Raw genomic sequence first — 14,866 nt, 5'->3', positions numbered from 1 at the left:
TCTCGCGCTGCGTGTGGCCGCGGTTATCGTCCGTCAGTCGAGTGTGACCTGGGCAACATTCCCGAGGTGGTGGGCTTTATGTCCGTCTTATTCCTTTGTTTGCCAGGAAGCCCGAGTGCTTCACCGCGCACAGCCAAGGAGAATGTGGCGATTTGCCATTAATTGCCTGATTTGAGAGTGGGGGTGTCCCCGCCCGCGGCTCCTCCTCCCCGCGGGAGAGTGCGGCTCGCGGGGAACCGCCGGGGCCGCCCGGGCGTGGTGTTCAAGGACCCAAACCCTCGGGAGGAACCCGCGTGACCGTGTACGCCCCGCCCGCCCCCGCCGACGCCCTGTCCCTGGCTTCCGGCGACAACATCGACCTCGACGTCCTGCACGGCGTCAACGGTTTGGCGGACGACACCACATGGGCGCACGGCTTCATGGAGTTCCTCGGCGAGTACGGCCTGCTCGCGGTGCTCGCCGTGCTGCTCGGCATCGCGTGGTTCCGTGCGCGCCGGCGCCCCGACCATGACGTCGCGGTGGCCGGAATCGTGTGGGCGCCCATCGCCGCGCTCATCGCCGAACTGGTCAACATGCCGCTGCGCGAGTTCGTCGACCGCCCGCGCCCCTTCGTCGTCCACCCCGAGGTCCACGTACTGGTCGAGGGGAAGGACGACCCGTCGTTCGCGTCCGACCACGCGCTGCTGACGATGTCCCTCGCCGTCGCCCTCCTGCTGGTCGACCGCCGCCTGGGCGCCATCGCGGCCCTCGTCGCGGTCCTCCAGGGATTCGCGCGCCTCTACGTCGGCGTGCACTACCCGACGGACGTCCTCGGCGGTTTCGCCCTCGGCGCGCTGATCGCCCTCGCCCTGTCGCCCATCGCCCTGCGGGCGCTGCTCCCCGTCGTGCGCGGCGTCGAGCGGACCCCGCTGCGGCCCCTGGTCGTCGCGCGCCCCGCTGCCTCCTGACCCCGCGGCGCCCGACCGCGAGGCGTTCCCGCGGCGCGCGTCCAAGGGGCCCGCACGGTACGCGAATTGCCCCGCCGGGCGGTCGTCCGCGCCGCGGCTTTCCCCACACGTGTCCGTCATACCGGGCGCCGTACCGGAGTTCGCCGGGTTTGCGGGCGAACGGGCAGGTGGGGACGGGTGCGACGGCGGCCCGCCAAGCTGCGCGTTGCGTGCGGTGTTGGGTACGGTCTGGTGACGGCGCCGCACGCACGGATCGACGCTGGGTGCGCGTGCCTCCACGGCGGGTGCGGTACGCCGTGTCACGGAGGGACTTGAGCGGCATGGACGAGGCGGACGCCGGAGACAAGGCCGACCCTGTCGGAGACGCGGCGCGCCTGGGCGAGCGGTTGAGTCTGCGCGAGCAGGTGACCCGTGCCATCCGCGCCGCGCTCGTCGCCGGCGAGATGCGGTCCGGCGTGGTCTACTCCGCGCCCGGGCTCGCCGCCCGCTTCGGGGTGTCCGCCACCCCGGTGCGCGAGGCCCTTCTCGATCTGGCCAAAGACGGTCTCGTGGAACCGGTGCGCAACAAGGGTTTTCGGGTCCGATCGCTGTCCGCCCGGGACGCGGAGGAGATCTACGCGCTGCGGACGCTGGTGGAGATCCCGACCGTCGCCGCACTCGCACGCGACGGCTGCCCCGCCGCGCTGCCGGGGCTGCGCCGGCTCGCGGACGACATCGTCGAGGCCGGGAAGCGCGGCGACGCCTTGGAGTACGTGGCGGCCGACCAGCGTTTCCACACGCGCCTGTTGGAACTGTCGGGCAACACGCGGTTGGTGCGCATCGTCGTGGAACTGCGGTCGCAGGCGCGGCTCTACCGGCTGCGCGGCGTCATGGCGCGCGGGGAGGTCGGCCAACCGGCCGAGGAGCACCACGAGTTGCTCGACCTGATAGAGGCGCGCGATCCGGAGGCGGTGACGCGGCTGATGGAGCGTCATCTCACCTGGTCGCGCCGGTTGGAGACGGACGGGATCGGCCGCCCCGACCCGCTCGGGCACCCCGACCGCGCGGAGGAATTACCGCCCGCCCGGCCGTGACCCCCCGGCCCCGGTGCTCGTTGCGCTCCATGAGCGGTGCCGCACGATGTGCGTGCCGCGCGCGGGGCCGTACGAGCCAAGTGCCCTCCGCCCTGGGGCAGGTCCGCCGTGGGGCCGGGGCGGCCAGGGACACCATGGGAGTCATGGGATGAAATTCCGGATCGTGCTGTCCGGCGCGTGCCTGTGCGCGCTGGGGCTGACCGCCTGCGGCCAGGGCGAGGGCGCCGGGCCGACCGGTGGGGAGGGCTCGCCCGAGGCGGTGGCCGCGGTCAAGGGGGCGGCCGGCGTCACGGTCGCCGCGGGCAGTTCGCGGACGAAGACCACCATGACGATGCAGTCGGGCGACCGTACGGTCGTGCTCACCGGCGAGGGGCTGTTCGACTACCGCAACCGCATCGGCACCGTCAGCCTCCAGGTTCCCGAGGACGCGGAGACCACCGGGCCGCTCCAGGAGATCGTGACTCCCGAGGCGCTGTACATGAAGAACGCCTCCGCCGACGTGCCCTCGGACAAATGGGTGCGGATCGATATCAAGGGCCTCGCGGACGGCAACCTGGTCAGCGGCGGCAGCACCGACCCGACCACGTCGTTCGAAATACTGCGCGGCGTCAACGACGATGTGTCGTACGTCGGGACGAAGGACTTCGGCGGCACGCAGGTGCGGCACTACAAGGGCACGCTCGATTTGCGGAGGGCGCACGACGCGACCCCGGAGAACCTGCGCGCGCCGCTGGCCGCGGCGCTGAAGAGCTTCGCGAGTGCGACGATCCCCTTCGAGGTGTACCTCGACGCGGAGGGCCGACTGCGCCGCGTGCAGGAGGAGTTCAACCTCGCGTCGGGGTCCGGCGACAAGGCCGGCACGCAGACCGCCAAGGTCGTATCCGCCGCGGAACTCTACGACTTCGGTGTCCCGGTGGACGTACGCCCGCCCGCCGCCGAGGAGTTGTACGTCGCGCCAACCGCGACACCCCCGGCGGCCTCCCCGACCTCCACGGCCCGGCCGAGCGCCACGAAGTCGAAATCGCCGACCGCTTCGAGCGCGTCCGCGAGCGCCACGACGCACGAGCCCTGACCCCGGTCCACCCCGCGCACCGGCCGCGGCTTCCCCTCACCGCGGGGAAGCCGCGGCCGGTTTGCTAGGCCGTGCCCGGTTTGCAAGGCCGTGCCCGGGATGGTGCGGGGGCGAGCGGGGTGTTTTCCGGCCACCGTGCGCCGGTGGTGCGCCGCGCGCTGAGGGCGACCACCCCCGGGCACGGGCGGTACGCAAATGGCCCATGCGTGTCATGCGCGCCGAACCCCGGCGACCCTACTCTGGTTGCGTGTCGGGGGACTTGCCGCTTTCCCCGCCCTGACACGGCACGCGTCGCGCCGGGACCGGCGCGCCCCGCAGCCGGGGGGAGCCGCAGGACGGGGGAAGGGCCGATTGTCTCCGCCCGAGCCCGAGGAGGTGGTGTGGGTGACACCGTTCTCTGATGTGCGCGTGCACGACCTCGTGGTCTTCGACGAGATCGAGCTCTACGGCGAGCTGATCATCGCGGCGTCGCAGAGCGAAGGCCCGTTGACCCAGGCCGAGATCGACGCGGTGCTGGGCGTGGGCACGCCCCGCCAGGCGACTTATGGGACGCCGTGGACCGAGGCCGCTCCCCGGGGCGGGTGGGACGCGCGGCAGTAGCCCGCGGCGGTCGGCCCGGCACGGGGGAAGTCCCGGGAAGGACAGGTGTTTTCAGGACCGGACGAGCCGAGCGATCGCCTGCGACGCCTCTTTGACCTTGGCGTCCGCTTCGGGGCCACCCTGCTCGACCGCGTGGGCGACGCAGTGCGCGAGGTGTTCGTCGAGCATGCTGAGCGCGAACGCCTGGAGCGCCTTGGTGGCGGCGGAGACCTGGGTCAGGACGTCGATGCAGTATTCGTCCTCGGACACCATGCGCTGAAGGCCGCGCACCTGGCCCTCGATGCGCCGCAGTCGCTTGAGGTGTTCGTCCTTGCGCGGGCTGTAACCGTGCCCCGCGTGCTCGCCGTGCCCGGCGGGCGGTGCGTCGGCGTCGTGAGCCGTGGAGCGGGCCCCGGGGCCGGAGTTCCGGCCGTCTGCCGTCGTCGAGTCCATGCCCCGATTTTACCCCCTAGGGGTATCTTCGGCAAGCAAAGGCCGGTCTGGCCGGGCGTGGGTGCCGACGGTGTGACATGGGCAACATGATCACGCCGCGGGAACTCCGTGACCGGCACGGTGTTGTGCCCCTTACTCTTCTCTGTGCGACAGGCGTCCTCGCCCGGAACGATCGGTTCCGATCGGTTCGTTCACCGGTGCGGGGGTTGCCGTCGTGGTGCGCGTGCGCCTCATTGCGTCCGGGTACCTGCACGTCGGCGGCGGTCGCCCCGGATTTTTCCGGGTGTGACGAGCGCCTAGCATCGTCGAGACCGCATTCCTCATCCCGGAGACCTCCTGTGCGATTGCGTCTGACCCCCAGGGAGACGAGCTTTTACGACATGTTCGCCACAGCGGCGAACAACCTGGTCACCGCCTCGAAGCTGCTCACCGAACTGCTCGGGGCCGAGGTGTCAGGTCGCCCGGAGATCGCGGAGCGCATGCGGGCGGCGGAGCACGCGGGGGACGACGCGACCCACGCGATCCTGCGCCAGCTCAACCAGTCGTTCATCACGCCGTTCGACCGCGAGGACATCTACACCCTCGCGTCGCAGATCGACGACGTCATGGACTACATGGACGAGGCGGTCGACCTGGTCGTCCTCTACCAGCTCGACGAACTGCCCGCGCAGATCGCCGACCAGATCGAGGTCCTGGTGCGGGCCGCCGAGCTGACCGCCGAGGCGATGCCCCGGCTGCGCACGATGAAGGACCTCACCGAGTACTGGATCGAGATCAACAGGCTGGAGAACCAGGCCGACCAGATCCACCGCAAGCTGCTCGCCCATCTGTTCAGCGGCAAGTACGACGCGCTCACGGTCCTCAAGCTCAAGGGCATCGTCGACGCGCTGGAAGAGGCCGCGGACGGTTTCGAGCACGTCGCGAACACCATCGAGACCATCACGGTCAAGGAGTCCTGACCGGTGGATCTCGTCCTGTTGAGCACCATCGCGATCATCGTGATCGCCTTGGCGTTCGACTACACCAACGGGTTCCACGACGCGGCCAACGCCATCGCCACCTCGGTGTCGACCCGGGCCCTCACGCCCCGGGCCGCCCTCGGCATGGCCGCCGTGATGAACCTGGCCGGCGCGTTCGCCGGCGAACAAGTGGCGAAGACGGTCGGCAAGGGGATCATCGACGCCCCGCAGGGCAACCAGGGCCTGGTGATCGTGGCCGCGGCTTTGCTCGGCGCGATCACCTGGAACATGGTCACCTGGTACTTCGGGCTGCCGTCGTCCTCGACCCACGCGCTCATCGGCGGCCTCGTCGGCGGGGCACTCGCGGCGTCGCAGACCGTCAAATGGGACGGCGTCGTCGAAAAAGTGGTCCTGCCGATGATCATTTCGCCGCTCATCGGCTTCACCCTGGCCTACCTGCTGATGGTCGCGATCCTGTGGATCTTCCGCCGCCGCAACCCGCACAAGGTGACCCGCGGGTTCCGCGTCGCGCAGACCGTCTCCGCCGCCGCGATGGCGTTCGGCCACGGACTCCAGGACGCCCAGAAGACCATGGGCCTCATCGTCATGGCGCTGGTCGTCGGGGGCTACCAGACCGAGTACGAAGTACCGTTCTGGGTCACTTTGTCCGCGGCCCTGGCGATCAGCGCGGGAACGTACGCGGGCGGGTGGCGCATCATGCGTACGCTCGGCCGCCGCATCATCGAACTCGACCCGCCGCGCGGCTTCGCCGCCGAGGCGACCGCCGCGAGCGTGCTCTACAGCACGGCGTTCGTGTTCCACGCGCCGGTCTCCACCACGCACACCATCACGTCGTCGATTCTCGGCGTCGGGTCGACCAAGCGCCTGACGGCCGTGCGCTGGGGCGTCGCGGGCAACATCGTCAGCGCGTGGGTGCTCACCATCCCGGCCGCGGCGACCGTTTCGGCGCTGTCGTACGGGCTGCTGTCCACGCTCTTCCTCTGACCCCGGGCCGCCCGCGGTTCCGCGCGCCGGTACGGCGACGGGCGGCACCCGATCCCACGGATGCCGCCGCCGTCGACGATGCCGGACGGCTCAGCCGAAGCGGCCCGCGATGTAGTCGGCCGTCGCCTCGACCTCCGGCGCCGAGAAGATCTTCTCGGTGTCCCCGATCTCGACGAGCTGACCCGGCTGGCCGGGACCGGCGAGGTTGAAGAACGCCGTACGGTCGCTGACCCGGGCCGCCTGCTGCATGTTGTGCGTCACGATGACGATCGTGTACCGCTCCTTGAGCAGCGCGATCAGGTCCTCGATCGCCAGCGTGGAGATCGGGTCGAGCGCCGAGCACGGCTCGTCCATCAGCAGCACCTGCGGCTCGACCGCGATCGCCCGCGCGATGCACAGGCGCTGCTGCTGGCCGCCGGACAGGCCCGCGCCGGGCTTGCCGAGGCGGTCCTTGACCTCGTTCCACAGGTTCGCGCCGCGCAGCGACCGCTCGACGATCGCGTCCAGGTCGGACTTCTTGCGCACGCCGTTGAGCTTGAGCCCGGCGGCGACGTTGTCGTAGATCGACATCGTCGGGAACGGGTTCGGCCGCTGGAAGACCATCCCGACCGTGCGCCGCACCGCGACCGGGTCGACGTCCGGGCCGTAGAGGTCCTGGCCGTCGAGCCGCACCGAGCCCTCGACGTACGCGCCCGGGATCAGCTCGTGCATGCGGTTCAGGGTGCGGATGAACGTCGACTTGCCGCACCCCGAGGGGCCGATGAACGCCGTGACCGTACGGGGCTGGATGGTCATCGAGATGTCCTCGACGGCCCGGACCTTGCCGTAGTACGCGTTGAGTGAGGAGATTTCGATGCGCTTGGTCATGCCTGCCTCGTCAGGGGCGCCGGAGCCCGGTGTCGGAGTTGCCTGCGAAGTCGTCTGGCCGGGTATTCGGGTGGTCGGCACGGTCATCGTCCTGCCTTCGGGGCTTTCCACCACGCGATCAGGCGCGCCGCGAGGTTCAGCACCATCACGATGATGATCAGGGTGAGCGCCCCGGCCCACGCGCGGGCGGGGGAGAACTGGTTGCCGGCGTGGTTCTGCTCGTATACGAACAGCGGGATCGAGCTCTGCCAGCCCTCGAACGGGTTCGAGTTGATCGACTGCGCGGTCCCCACGAGCAGCAGCAGCGGCGCCGTCTCACCGATGACACGGGCGATGGCCAGCATGACACCGGTGATGATGCCGCCCATCGCGGTCGGCAGGACCACCTTGAGGACCGTGCGCCACTTCGGGACGCCGAGCGCGAGGCTCGCCTCGCGCAGCTCGTTCGGGACGAGCTTGAGCATCTCCTCGGCGGCCCGCACCACGGTCGGCAGCATGAGGATCATCAGGGCCAGCGACCCCGCGAAGCCCGACGCCTCGAAGCCGAGGGTGAGGATCCAGAACGAGTAGACGAACAGACCCGCGACGATCGACGGGATGCCCGTCATGACGTCGACGAAGAAGGTGATCGCCCGGGCCAGGCGACCGCGCCCGTACTCGACGAGGTAGATCGCGGTCAGCAGGCCGATCGGCACGGCCATGAGCGCGGCCAGGCCGACCTGCTCCAGCGTGCCGATCATCGCGTGGTAGATGCCGCCGGTGTCGTCGCGCGGACCGACGTTGCGCATCGAGTGGCCGAGGAAGTACGGCGAGAGCTTCTCGGAGCCCTCTTTGATCGTGTAGCCGAGGATCGAGACCAGCGGCACGATCGCGACGATGAACGCGCTGTACACCAGGCTGGTGGCGAACCGGTCCTTCGCGCGGCGCCGGTCCTCCAGGCGCCACGACACCGCGGTGACCACGATGACGAAGAACAGCCCGGCGTAGAAGGCCCCCAGGGCCCAGTTGCCCTGGACCGCCTTGACCAGCACGCCGAGCGCGACCGCGGCGGCACCGACGGCCCACGGGATCCACGTCGGCATGGTGCGCCGGGTCAGCAGCAGCGGACGGGCGTCGGCGGGGGTGCCGGTGTCCGTCTGGGTGATGGTCATGCGTTCGCCCCCGAGAACTCCTTGTGCCGGTTGATGACGACACGTGCCGCACCGTTGACCAGCAGGGTCAGGAAGAACAGCACGAGGCCGGACGCGATGAGCGCGCCGCGGCCGAGATCGTTCGACTCGCCGAACTGGTTGGCGATGTTGGCGGCGATGGTGTTACCGCCCACGTCGAGGATCTGGTACACGAGTTCCTGGCTGCTGGACAGCACCATGGCGACCGCGATCGTCTCGCCGAGCGCGCGGCCGAGGCCGAGCATCGACGCCGAGATGATGCCGGGCTTGCCGAAGGGCAGGACCGCCGTGCGGATCACTTCCCAGCGCGTCGCGCCGAGGGCCAGCGCGGCCTCCTCGTGCGCGCGCGGAACCTGGAGGAAGACCTCGCGGGTGACCGCGGCGATGATCGGGAGGATCATGATCGCCAGGATGATCCCGCAGGTGAACAGCGTGCGCGCGGTCGCGCCCGTGTCGTCCTTCGAGAAGATCGGGATCCAGCCCAGGTAGTCGCCCAGCCACGTGTGCAGGCCGATGAGCTTGGGCGACAGGAACACCAGGCCCCACAGGCCGAACACCACACTGGGCACCGCGGCGAGCAGGTCGATGATGTAGCCGAGCGTCTGGGCGACGCGCCGCGGTGCGTAATGCGTGATGAAGAGAGCCACCCCCACCGCCACCGGCACCGCGATCAGCATCGCGATGGCGGCGCTGATGATGGTGCCCGTCACCAGGCCCGCGACACCGAACGCCGGCTTGCTGCCGTCGGTGACCCAGGTGGAGTCGGTCAGGAAGTTCCCGTCGTTGTCGCCGAGCGCGTCCAGCGCCTCGGTGATCAGGAAGACCGCGATCGCGGCCATGATCACCAGGAGCAGGATCCCGGCACCGCGTGACGCACCGCTGAACATGCGGTCGCCGAACCGGACGGTCGACTTCCCGCCGGGGGGTCCGGCGTCGGCACCGCGGCCCTTTTTGTCGGACTTGCCCTGGCGCCGGCCGGAGTCGCGCCCCGCGTCGCCGCGCGACTCCGGCGTGGTGGAGGTGGACATCTCTTCTCCGTGACTGTCGATCAGGTCGGATACCGGATCAGGACAGGGCGGCGACCGCCGTGCGGACCTTGCCGGCGATCTCGGCCGGCAGCGGCGCGTAGCCGTTGTCGGCGAGGATGGCCTGGCCCTCGTCGCTCGACGTGTAGGTCAGGAAGGACTTGACCAGCGGCAGCTTGTCCGCCGGGGTGCCCTTCTCGCAGACGATCTCGTACGTGACCAGGATGATCGGGTACGCACCCTCGGCCTTGGTCGCGTAGTCGAGCTGGAGCTTGAGGTCGTTGCCCTGGCCGGTGATCTGCGCCGCGGCGACGGCCTTGCCGGCCGCCTCGGGGGTGAGCTTCACCGGCTGCGCGGCACCGGTGTTGATGGCCGCGATGCCGAGGGCGTTGTTCTCGGCGAACGAGGTCTCCATGTAGCCGATCGCGCCGCTGGTCTGCTTGACCACGCCGGCGACGCCCTCGGAGCCCTTGGCGCTCTGGCCGTCCTGGCTCGGCCAGTCCTGCGACGCCTCGGCGGTCCAGTCGGCGGGCGCGGCGGCCTTCAGGTACTTGGTGAAGTTCTCGGTCGTGCCCGACTTGTCCGAGCGGTGGACGGTCTGGATCGCCGTCGACGGGAGCTGCGCGTTCGGGTTCAGCGCCTTGATCTCGGCGGCGTCCCAGTTCTTGATCTTCCCGGAGAAGATGCCTGCTATGGTCTTCGCGTCCAGGACCAGGTCCTTGACCCCGGGAAGGTTGTACGCGACCGCGATCGGGCCGGTCACCATCGGCAGGTTGATCGCCGCGCCGTCCTTGCAGACGGCCTGGCCCTTGGCGACCTCGTCGTCCTTGAGCGCGGAGTCCGACCCGGCGAAGTTGACCTGGCCGTCGAAGAACGCCTGGCGGCCCGCGCCGGAACCGTTCGAGTTGTAGTTGATCGTGGTGCCCGAGCACTTCTGCTGGTACAGCTTCGCCCACTCGTCGATCGCGTTCTTCTGCGCGCTCGATCCTGCGGCGGCGAGAGTCCCCGAGGCGCACGCGAGGTCGGCGGCCGGGGCGCCGCCACCACCGCTGCCGCCGCCCGACGTCGCCGCGGGGGAGTTCGACGAACCCGCGGAGTCGGAGTCGTTGTCGTCGGAGCCGCAGGCGGTGAGCGTGAGCGCTCCGGCGACGGCCACAGCGGCGAAAACGGTGCTGCGCCGAGCAAGTCGGGGCCGAGTGGTCACGGCTGTTCCTTCCGGTTGCTGCAAAGTTGGGTGTGATGACCACGTCGGTCACCGTCGATGCCGACGTTAGGTCGCACGCGTGAAGCGAACAGCGGGTAAAAAGTGAACCCAGCGTGAACACAGGCAGGCCATCAGGGGGTTCGCGGAGATCGTCTCCGAGCTTCCAACTGACCCTTTTGCAGCGCTCTGACCTGCGGATTTATCGTGGACTTCCGGCGCAGTTCACACAATGTTCAAGGTCGCGGACCCTTCCGTTCCGCCCCCTGTGTCCGTTTCTTGACCGTCCGCCGCTCCGGGAGCGGATCATCCCGAGATCGAATACGGGGCGTGACGATCGGCGGCCACGACAACGCCGCCCGCGGTGTGGAGCGCGAGGAATTCGCCGGGCAGCAGAAGCTCGTCGCGGGCCCGCCCCGGAGGGGTGTCCTGCCCGACCGCGGCCAGGATGGCGGGCAGCACCGGCCGGTGCGTGCACACGACCGCCGGCGTGCCGTCGGCGACCAGGGCGCGGACGAGTTCGGCGCCCGCGGCCGGGTCCCGCGCGTGGCCCTCCTCGGACAGCGCGGGCACGGCCTCGACCGCGCCGCCGGCGCGCCGGCAGTAGGGGTCGACCGACTCCAGGCAGCGCAGCGACGGCGACCCGAGGACGACGGCCGGCCCGTACGCCGCGAGAACGCCGCCCAGGATCTCGGCGTGCTCGCGTCCGGCGGCGGTCAGCGGCCGGTCCGCGTCGTCGCCCTCGTACCGGACCCGGGCGACCGCCCCGCAGTGCCGCAGCACGATCACCGGCACGGTGGCCGGCGGCACCGCGGTCAGGTCCCGGGCCGGCGCCGCGTCGCGGCGGTAGCTGAGCACCGCCTCGGCCTCGTCGGGCGGGACCCACACCATCCGGTCCACCTCGCGGTTGGGCGCGAACCGCCCGCCGCGCGCCTCGGCGGCCCAATAGCGCACGGTTTTCAGGCGCTCGCCGACGGCGTACGACTGGATCCCCAGATCGCGGCCGAGCACGCAGTCGAGGCCGGTTTCCTCCCGCACCTCGCGCACCGCCGCGACGGCCGCGTGCTCGCCGGGTTCGAGCTTGCCCTTCGGGTGCGACCAATCGTCGTACTTGGGCCGGTGCACCAGGGCGATCTCGACGCCGCCCCGATCGGCCGCCCGCCACAGCACCGCCCCGGCCGCCCGGACGGGTGCGCGCACGTCGTCGGGGGCCGGGCCGGCCGGGTGGGGATCCCGCCCGACGTCGGTCAGCCGCCCCACCGGTCCACCTCGTCGAGCCGGACCCGCAGCGCCGGCCACACGCCCGCGAAGGTGTGGCGGGCCTCGGCGACCGCGAAGCGCTGCACGGTGTACAACTCGCCGAGGACGAAGGCCGCCGACCCGCCCAGGCGCGGCGACAGCGCCAGTTCGCGCACGACCTCGGCGGCCAGCGCCGCGTCCTGGTGCGTCCCCAGCGACTCGGTCACCGCCTTCATGCGCTTGGCGAGGTCCTTCGCCGGCGCGCCGAACTCCGGGGCGGCCAGGTCGGCCGCGTACCGGGCGCGCTTGCCGAGGATGCGCACCCGGTGCCACGCCTCGTCGTCCTCACCGGACAGCGGCACCGGGTGGGCGTACGGCACCGACGCCTGCGCGAGCGGCAGCGCGTCGGCGCCCTTGGCGAGTTTGCGGAACGCCGCCGCGGCGAGCCGGGGGACCGCCGTGCCGACCGGTTGCGCGGCCCTGGCGGTGAACGTCAACCCCAGCCGGGGCGCGGCCAGTTGCTCGGCCAGCGCGGCGAAGTCCGCGGAGTCCAGGGCGCGCAGCGCCGCGGTGTGGCCGGTGGCGAGCCCGCCGCGCAGCCGCCGTTCGACGGCGGCCCGGGCCCGCGCCGAGCCCGAGCGCACCGGCAGCGTGTCGAGCGCGTCGAGGAGCCGGGCCAGCAGGACTTCGTTGTCGCGTTCCCCCGCGAGGCAGTCGGCCATCCACCGCAGTTCGTCGGCCAGCGCGCCGGCCGGTTCCGCGTCGACGAGCGGGGCGCACGTACGCAGCGAGCTGCGCATGCGGCGGGCCGCGACGCGCATGCGGTGCGCCGAGTCCTCGCCGCCCTCCCGGACGCGCGGTGCCTGCGCCAGGAACTCGGCGGCCTCCGCGGTCAGATGGTCGAGCAGCACGTCCCCGGCCGTGCGCGCCGGGGGCGGAGGCGCCGCCTTGGGCGCCCGCTTGCCTCCCGCGCGTTTGTCCGAACTCGCGCGCGGGCCCGGCACGTCCGCCGCGGCCCCGTCTTTCCCGTCGGTCGCCGTCCCGCCGCCCTTGCGTTCACTCCGGCCCACGCCGCCGCCTCCTCAGCTCGATGAGGTGGTCCTGTACGTCGCGCAACGCGCTGCCGTCCGGGGCTGTGGCGTGCCGTGCCCACGTCCCGTCGGGGCCGAGGTGCCACGAAGCGGTCTCGTCGCTCACGCCGAGGTCGACGAAATCGGCGATCTGGTCCCGGTGCCGGCCGCTCAGACGTACCGCGGCCTCCACCCGCCGGTCAAGGTTTCGGTGCATCAGATCCGCGCTGCCGATCCAGACCTCCGGCTCGCCGCCGTTGGCGAAGACCCACACGCGCGAGTGTTCGAGGAACCGGCCGAGGACGCTGCGGACCCGGATGTTCTCCGAGAGCCCGCGGACTCCGGGGCGCAGCGCGCAGATCCCGCGGATCCACAGGTCCACCGGGACACCCGCCTGCGACGCGCGGTACAGCGCGTCGATGACGGTCTCGTCGACGATCGAGTTCGACTTCAGGCGGATGTACGCGGGCAGCCCCTGCTCGTGGTTGGCCACCTCGCGTTCGATCCGCTCCACGAGCCCGTTGCGCAGCGAGTGCGGCGCGACCAGCAGCCGCCGGAACGTCTGCGCCCGCGAGTAGCCGGAAAGCCGGTTGAAGAGGTTCGACATGTCCTCGCCGACCTGCGGGTCGACGGTCAGCAGGCCCATGTCCTCGTACAGCCGCGCGGTCTTGGGGTTGTAGTTGCCGGTCCCTATATGGCAGTAGCGGCGCAGCGCCTCGCCTTCCTGCCGCACCACCAGCGACAGCTTGCAGTGCGTCTTGAGGCCGACGACGCCGTGCACGACGTGGCAGCCGGCGTGCTCCAGCTTGCGGGCCCACTCGATGTTGTTGCTCTCGTCGAAGCGGGCCTTCAGCTCGACGAGGACGAGGACCTGCTTGCCGGACTCGGCGGCGTCGATGAGCGCGTCGACGATCGGCGAGTCGCCCGAGGTGCGGTAGAGGGTCTGCTTGATCGCGAGGACGTGCGGGTCGGCCGCGGCCTGTTCGAGGAAGGCCTGCACCGACGTGGCGAACGAGTCGTACGGGTGGTGCACGAGGACGTCGCGCCTGCGCATCGCGGCGAAGACGTCGGCGGAGTGCGCGGTCTCGACCTCGGCGAGGTCGCGGTGCGTCCCGGCGATGAACTTGCGGTACTTCAGCTCGGGTCGGTCCAGGTCGGCGATCGCGTGCAGGCCGGTCAGGTCGAGCGGCCCGGGCAGCGGCAGCACCTCCTTCTCGGCGACGCCCAGCTCGCGTACCAGCAGGTCGAGGACGTGGGGGTCGATCGTCTCCTCGACCTCGAGGCGCACCGGCGGCCCGAACCGGCGGCGCATCAGCTCGCGTTCGAGGGCCTGGAGCAGGTTCTCGGCGTCGTCCTCCTCCACCTCCAGGTCCTCGTTGCGGGTGACGCGGAAGGTGTGGTGGCCGAGGATCTCCATGCCCGGGAAGAGGTCGCCGAGGTGTGCGGCGATGACGTCCTCGACGGGGACGAAGCGGGCCGGCGAGACCTCGACGAAGCGCGGCAGCAGCGGCGGCACCTTGACGCGCGCGAAGTGCTGGTTGCCCGAGCGGGGGTTGCGCACGACGACGGCGAGGTTGAGCGACAGCCCGGATATATAGGGGAAGGGGTGGGCGGGGTCGACGGCCAGCGGGGTCAGGACCGGGAAGATCCGCTCGCGGAACAGCGTGTAGAGCGACTGGTGCTCGCCCTCGGTCAGGTCGTCCCAGCGCAGCAGCTCGATCCGGTCGTCGGCGAGCGCGGGGAGCACGTCGTGGTGGAAGCAGGTCGCGTGCCGGGCCATCAGGGCGCGGCTGCGCGACCAGATGAGTTCCAGCACCTCGCGGGGCTGCAGCCCGCTGGCCGCGCGCACGGCCATGCCGGTCGCGATGCGGCGCTTGAGGCCGGCGACCCGGACCATGAAGAACTCGTCGAGGTTGGACGCGAAGATCGCGAGGAACCGCGCCCGTTCGAGCAGCGGTGTGGCGGGGTCCTCGGCCAGCTCCAGCACGCGTTCGTTGAAGGCCAGCCAGCTGGCCTCGCGGTCCAGGAACCGGTCCGCGGGCAGGTCGGAGGGCGCCGCGAGCGCCGGCACGACGGCCACCGCGGGGCCTCCGGTGGAGGCCCCGCCGGCGTTCTCGTCCGGGACGGGCGCAAGATGACGCGGACGGGCGGAGGCAGGCAGATCAGCGCTCATATGATCATTCTTCCTCGCGTGGGTGTATCCACGG

At 71.0% G+C, this 14,866-nt stretch carries 14 protein-coding genes; 6 read left to right on the top strand and 8 right to left on the bottom strand.

Going from position 1 to position 14,866, the window contains the following annotated elements; all coding sequences use genetic code 11:
• The first annotated feature begins 293 nt into the window (after window positions 1–293).
• The 4 genes from LO772_RS15980 to LO772_RS15965 all read left to right on the top strand — a co-directional run bounded on the left by LO772_RS15980 (window position 294) and on the right by LO772_RS15965 (window position 3,692).
• Entirely contained in the window at window positions 294–947 is a 654-nt protein-coding gene (locus LO772_RS15980; protein ID WP_231779071.1) for a phosphatase PAP2 family protein, read from the top strand.
• Between the two features lie 320 nt (window positions 948–1,267).
• A complete protein-coding gene (locus tag LO772_RS15975) occupies window positions 1,268–2,020 on the top strand; it encodes a GntR family transcriptional regulator (protein WP_231779583.1) in 753 nt (250 codons plus the stop codon).
• A 148-nt stretch (window positions 2,021–2,168) separates the two neighbouring features.
• A complete protein-coding gene (locus LO772_RS15970) occupies window positions 2,169–3,092 on the top strand; it encodes a hypothetical protein (RefSeq protein WP_231779070.1) in 924 nt (307 codons plus the stop codon).
• A 384-nt stretch (window positions 3,093–3,476) separates the two neighbouring features.
• Entirely contained in the window at window positions 3,477–3,692 is a 216-nt protein-coding gene (locus LO772_RS15965) for a hypothetical protein (RefSeq protein WP_231779069.1), read from the top strand.
• A gap of 51 nt (window positions 3,693–3,743) precedes the next feature.
• Here the strand turns inward: LO772_RS15965 and LO772_RS15960 are convergent, their stop codons facing one another.
• Window positions 3,744–4,124, bottom strand: a complete 381-nt coding sequence (locus tag LO772_RS15960) for a metal-sensitive transcriptional regulator (protein ID WP_231779068.1) — start codon at window positions 4,122–4,124, stop codon at window positions 3,744–3,746.
• 338 nt (window positions 4,125–4,462) lie between these two features.
• On the opposite strand from LO772_RS15960, the gene LO772_RS15955 reads away from it, so the two are divergent.
• Both LO772_RS15955 and LO772_RS15950 read left to right on the top strand, forming a co-directional pair.
• Entirely contained in the window at window positions 4,463–5,083 is a 621-nt protein-coding gene (locus LO772_RS15955; RefSeq protein WP_269453217.1) for a DUF47 domain-containing protein, read from the top strand.
• A gap of 18 nt (window positions 5,084–5,101) precedes the next feature.
• Complete coding sequence (locus LO772_RS15950; RefSeq protein WP_231779582.1) at window positions 5,102–6,088, top strand: inorganic phosphate transporter; 987 nt, start codon at window positions 5,102–5,104, stop codon at window positions 6,086–6,088.
• Window positions 6,089–6,178: 90 nt separating this feature from the next.
• Here the strand turns inward: LO772_RS15950 and pstB are convergent, their stop codons facing one another.
• The 7 genes from pstB to LO772_RS15910 all read right to left on the bottom strand — a co-directional run bounded on the left by pstB (window position 6,179) and on the right by LO772_RS15910 (window position 14,832).
• Window positions 6,179–6,955 (bottom strand): phosphate ABC transporter ATP-binding protein PstB, encoded by a 777-nt coding sequence (gene pstB / locus LO772_RS15945; protein WP_231779066.1) that lies wholly within the window; start codon window positions 6,953–6,955, stop codon window positions 6,179–6,181.
• Window positions 6,956–7,038: 83 nt separating this feature from the next.
• The gene (gene pstA / locus LO772_RS15940) at window positions 7,039–8,106 is read right to left on the bottom strand and encodes a phosphate ABC transporter permease PstA (protein WP_231779065.1); all 1,068 of its coding nucleotides are present in this window, start codon (window positions 8,104–8,106) and stop codon (window positions 7,039–7,041) included.
• On the bottom strand, window positions 8,103–9,152 hold the full coding sequence (gene pstC / locus LO772_RS15935; RefSeq protein WP_443089425.1) for a phosphate ABC transporter permease subunit PstC: 1,050 nt from the start codon (window positions 9,150–9,152) through the stop codon (window positions 8,103–8,105). The genes pstA and pstC overlap by 4 nt, the downstream gene beginning before the upstream one ends.
• A 37-nt stretch (window positions 9,153–9,189) precedes the next feature.
• Window positions 9,190–10,353 (bottom strand): phosphate ABC transporter substrate-binding protein PstS, encoded by a 1,164-nt coding sequence (gene pstS / locus LO772_RS15930; RefSeq protein WP_231779064.1) that lies wholly within the window; start codon window positions 10,351–10,353, stop codon window positions 9,190–9,192.
• Window positions 10,354–10,656: 303 nt separating this feature from the next.
• Window positions 10,657–11,610: an NUDIX hydrolase gene (locus LO772_RS36350; protein ID WP_443089424.1), complete on the bottom strand. Its 954-nt coding sequence runs from the start codon at window positions 11,608–11,610 to the stop codon at window positions 10,657–10,659.
• Window positions 11,598–12,659 (bottom strand): CHAD domain-containing protein, encoded by a 1,062-nt coding sequence (locus tag LO772_RS15915; protein ID WP_231779063.1) that lies wholly within the window; start codon window positions 12,657–12,659, stop codon window positions 11,598–11,600. The genes LO772_RS36350 and LO772_RS15915 overlap by 13 nt, the downstream gene beginning before the upstream one ends.
• Entirely contained in the window at window positions 12,646–14,832 is a 2,187-nt protein-coding gene (locus tag LO772_RS15910) for an RNA degradosome polyphosphate kinase (RefSeq protein WP_231779062.1), read from the bottom strand. Before LO772_RS15910 ends, LO772_RS15915 begins: the two co-directional genes overlap by 14 nt.
• Window positions 14,833–14,866: the final 34 nt, after the last annotated feature.

Origin of the sequence: Yinghuangia sp. ASG 101 (assembly GCF_021165735.1) — a bacterium.
Taxonomy (GTDB): Bacteria; Actinomycetota; Actinomycetes; order Streptomycetales; family Streptomycetaceae; genus Yinghuangia.
This window is presented reverse-complemented; position numbering and strand designations above follow the sequence as displayed.

What these genes read in the sequence shown, in the direction of transcription:
- LO772_RS15960 (WP_231779068.1), bottom strand. Translation starts at nt 4,124, where the DNA reads ATGGACTCGACGACGGCAGACGGCCGGAACTCCGGCCCCGGGGCCCGC.
- pstA (WP_231779065.1), bottom strand. Translation starts at nt 8,106, where the DNA reads ATGACCATCACCCAGACGGACACCGGCACCCCCGCCGACGCCCGTCCG.
- pstC (WP_443089425.1), bottom strand. Translation starts at nt 9,152, where the DNA reads ATGTCCACCTCCACCACGCCGGAGTCGCGCGGCGACGCGGGGCGCGAC.
- pstB (WP_231779066.1), bottom strand. Translation starts at nt 6,955, where the DNA reads ATGACCAAGCGCATCGAAATCTCCTCACTCAACGCGTACTACGGCAAG.
- LO772_RS15970 (WP_231779070.1), top strand. Translation starts at nt 2,169, where the DNA reads ATGAAATTCCGGATCGTGCTGTCCGGCGCGTGCCTGTGCGCGCTGGGG.
- LO772_RS15975 (WP_231779583.1), top strand. Translation starts at nt 1,268, where the DNA reads ATGGACGAGGCGGACGCCGGAGACAAGGCCGACCCTGTCGGAGACGCG.
- LO772_RS15910 (WP_231779062.1), bottom strand. Translation starts at nt 14,832, where the DNA reads ATGAGCGCTGATCTGCCTGCCTCCGCCCGTCCGCGTCATCTTGCGCCC.